2 protein-coding genes and 1 pseudogene are annotated in these 2,979 nt (G+C 72.3%); all 3 read left to right on the top strand.

Annotated elements, in window-relative coordinates; genetic code table 11:
• Positions 1–460: pseudogene (locus tag ADL01_RS42220) on the top strand (helix-turn-helix domain-containing protein); the annotation flags it as partial.
• Positions 461–819: 359 nt separating this feature from the next.
• The gene (locus tag ADL01_RS44785; RefSeq protein ID WP_159049572.1) at positions 820–963 is read left to right on the top strand and encodes a hypothetical protein; all 144 of its coding nucleotides are present in this window, start codon (positions 820–822) and stop codon (positions 961–963) included.
• A gap of 294 nt (positions 964–1,257) precedes the next feature.
• Positions 1,258–2,979 (top strand): potassium channel family protein (locus ADL01_RS19035; RefSeq protein WP_107090932.1); only part of this gene is annotated, 1,722 nt, incomplete at its 3' end.

Genomic DNA, 2,979 nt, shown 5'->3' with positions numbered 1-2,979 from the left:
GCGCAAGCCCCTCCCCGCCGTACCGCAGCCCTCGTACAAGGGACCGGTCCTCCTCCAGGCCGCCACCGACCTCCTCGCCGGACTCCGCCGCCACGACCCCGACCTGCTCCTCTCCGCCTGCGACACCGCCCACCTCGCCCCCGGAGTCGCCGCCTGGCTGGAGCGCGACGCCAGCCCCACCGCCGTACGGCACGCACTGGTCAGCGACCTCCCACCCGAAGGCATGCGCCGCCCAGCCGCCCTCCTGGCCCACCGCCTCACAGCCCAGCTACCGCCCCCGGCGCCGTTCAGGAGCCCTGCCACACAGACGGAGCCCCTCCGCGTCCGACACCCGCTCCGGAACTGCGACGGCTGTGACCGCGGCTTCCGCTCGCCCCAACCCGGCCTCTGCCGTGACTGCGCGGAGACAGGCCCATTGCCCGCAGCCCTCTGCGGCTCAGTCGCCAACCGGCCAGGATGAATCCCTCTTCATACGGGGTGTGTGGGACGACTGGTGGCAGCGTTGTCGGCTGCCCGACCAGCGTGACCGCTCACCATCGGAGGACAGTGCCGCCCCGGCACGTGGATATCTGGAGGTGCGACTGTGAGCGGCGACAGCTGGCGTGAGCGCAGGCGCGCGCTCCTGAGGAACGACCCGGGCGCGGCCGAGAATACGGCGCGTCTCCTCGACGAGATGGGCATCGAGGACAGGGAAGACGAGGAGATCGAGGCGGACCATCGGGCAAGCCGCCTCGCAGCGGTACACGAGTACGCACCGGATGCCCGGCTCGACGAAGAGCTTCAGCTCCGCCTGACCGGCCCGGACACGGAAGGCGACGTATGCGACCCGGCCTCGGGGACAACGTCCACTTCCGGGTCCGCTTCCGGCAGGGGCTGGACTCCGTGGGCATCGCGAGGTCCACGGAGTACACGTACTTGGGACCGGCCGCGGAACAGATCCCGCTTCCGTTCGAACCCTCGTAGGCAGAGCGCGCACGTCGAGTCCGAAGGTGCCGAAGGCGCGGTTGAAACGGACGGCGTCACTGCCCACCAGCAGCGTCAACACCCCGTCGGTGTCCGCGTGTTCAACGGCGCAGTAGGTCGGTGAAGTCCTCAGTGCCCAGCGGGGGACACGCCATGGGTTCATGATTGCCGCACCGGCCCCGGCCGGGAACCACCCGTCCCGGTGAGGCAGTCTTTTCCCTTGTGGCGATCCTGGGGAACCTTCCGAGTCAGAGCGGGCCGAGCGGTCCGGGGGCGGGCGATCCCGCCGCGCACATGATCGTGTGCGGTGACGACGGGCTCGCGCACCGGCTGGCCCACGAACTCCGCAACGTGTACGGCGAGCAGGTCACCCTCGTCGTCCCGCCCTCGGAGCGGAACATCCGGCCGCCGGTGGTCGTACGGGCCGCCGGGACCGCGTCGGCGCTGCTCGACCGGATGTCCGCGGCCGTCAACCGGGCGGCGGGCAACGGGACCACCGGCGGGGCTCCCAGCGGTCAACCCGGGCCGCACGAAGGGATGTTGGAGGCCGTCGAGGCGACCGAGGCCGTGCTCGCCGAGGCGGGTGCGGAGCGGGCCGCGGCCCTGGCCCTCGTGTACGACGACGACGAGACGAACATCCGCGCCGCGCTCACCGCCCGTCGCCTCAATCCACGACTCCGCCTCGTACTCCGGCTCTACAACCGGAGGTTGGGCCAGCACATCGAGGAACTCCTCGACCAGGCATCGGTGTTGTCGGCGGCGATCGACGGTACGGGTGACGCCGGCGGCGGTTCCGGCCACGGCTTCGACGCGTCGACCACCGTCCTGTCCGACGCCGACACCGCCGCCCCGGCCCTCGCCGCCACCGCGATCACCGGTACCAGCAAGGTCGTTCAGACCGACGGGCTGCTGCTGCGCGCGGTGGAACGCCAGCCGCCCGCGCCGGGCGAGGTCGCCGACCCGGGCCTGTACACGCTCGCCCTGCTCTCCACCACGAGCAGCGACCCGGCCGGCGCCGACGGCTCCGAGAGCAGCGGCGCCCAGGGGCCCCGGCTGCTCCCCGACGAGGCGGCGGTGGCGGCGGCGACCGGGCGCGGGACGGTCGTACTCCAGCAGGTGGCGTACACGTACTCCGGGACGTCGATGTCGAACGGGCGGGGGCGGGGCGTGGTGCCTCCGTTCGCCTCGCTGTTCTCGCGGCGGCTGCGGTGGTCGCTGGCCGGGATGGTCGGGTGCGTGATCGCCCTCGCGGTCGCGCTGACGCTCGCGACGGGCGAACACCCCGTCCACGCCACGTACTTGACCCTCCTGGACCTGTTCGCCATCAACGACCCGGCGCTCGGAGCCCCGATGTCCCGCCAGATCCTCCAACTCCTGTCCGGGCTGGTCGGGTTGCTGCTCCTGCCGGTGCTGCTGGCCGCTGTCCTCGAGGCGCTCGGTACGTTCCGCAGCGGGTCGGCGGTACGGAAGCCGCCGCGCGGGCTGAGCGGGCATGTGGTGCTCCTCGGACTCGGCAAGATCGGTACGCGGGTGCTGACCCGGCTGCGCGAACTCAACATCCCGGTGGTGTGCGTCGAGGCGGATCCCGAGGCGCGCGGGCTCGCGACGGCGCGGCGGCTGCGGGTGCCGGTGGTGCTGGGTGACGTGACCCAGGAGGGCGTCCTGGAGGCCGCGAAGATCAACCGCGCGCAGGCTCTCCTCGCTCTCACCAGCGCCGACACGACGAACCTGGAGGCGGTGCTGTACGGGCGTTCCGTACGGCCCGACCTGCGTGTCGTCCTGCGCCTGTACGACGACGACTTCGCCACCGCCGTGTACCGCACGCTACGGGCGGCGCACCCCGGCGCGACCACCCGCAGCCGGAGCGTCTCGCATCTCTCGGCGCCCGCGTTCGCCGGGGCGATGATGGGGCGTCAGACGCAGATCCTGGGCACGATTCCCGTCGAGCGGCGGGTGCTGCTGTTCGCGGCGATGCGGGTGGGCGGGCACGCGCAGTTGGAGGGGCGGACGGTGGGG

It is taken from the genome of Streptomyces sp. NRRL WC-3618, assembly GCF_001280005.1.
Classification (GTDB): domain Bacteria; phylum Actinomycetota; class Actinomycetes; order Streptomycetales; family Streptomycetaceae; genus Streptomyces.
This window is presented reverse-complemented; position numbering and strand designations above follow the sequence as displayed.

Coding starts and splice junctions, on each gene's coding strand:
- ADL01_RS44785 (WP_159049572.1), top strand. CDS start 820: ATGCGACCCGGCCTCGGGGACAACGTCCACTTCCGGGTCCGCTTCCGG.